The organism is Bartonella sp. AA74HLJMH (assembly GCF_042197045.1).
Lineage (GTDB): Bacteria > Pseudomonadota > Alphaproteobacteria > Rhizobiales > Rhizobiaceae > Bartonella.
Map to the genome: position 1 here is coordinate 1 of NZ_JBHIRJ010000166.1, position 551 is coordinate 551.

Below are 551 nucleotides of genomic sequence, written 5' to 3' on the forward strand. Positions count from 1 at the left end.
GATAGAACGAGAGATAAAACAACTCTCAACAAAAGCTGCTTAACCTTATGGGGGTGTTTTGTTCCCCGCATATCTACGAGCACCCCCACCCTTTCACATAAGGAAATTAAACGTGTGTAACATCGAACATATTATCATACAGCCTGCTAAAGATGAGGAATTTTGTTTTTTTACCATTGGCTATGAAGGTAGGTCCCTTGAGAATTATCTTAGTTGTCTCATAGAAAACAATATCAAAACTTTATGTGATGTTCGTAAAAATCCAATAAGTAGAAAACACGGATTTTCAAAAAGACAATTAGAGCAAGCTGTAAGCAACATTGATATTGAATATATGCATATGCCTGAACTTGGAATTGCCTCTGAAAAACGAAGAAATTTGAAAACACAAAAAGATTATGACCGCCTTTTTAAAAATTATCGAAATACAACTCTCAAGAATAATTCTTGTGCAATAAACAAATTATATCAAATTTTTTTAAACAAAAAGCGCGTTGCAATCACCTGTTTTGAAGCCAATGTATGCATGTGTCATAGAGGACAACTCGCAT

At 34.1% G+C, this 551-nt stretch carries 1 protein-coding gene; it reads left to right on the top strand.

The annotated features are described in order from the left end of the window. Positions 1–112: 112 nt before the first annotated feature. Positions 113–551: DUF488 family protein (locus ACFINH_RS10375; protein WP_375633094.1), on the top strand; the 439-nt coding region annotated here is incomplete at its 3' end.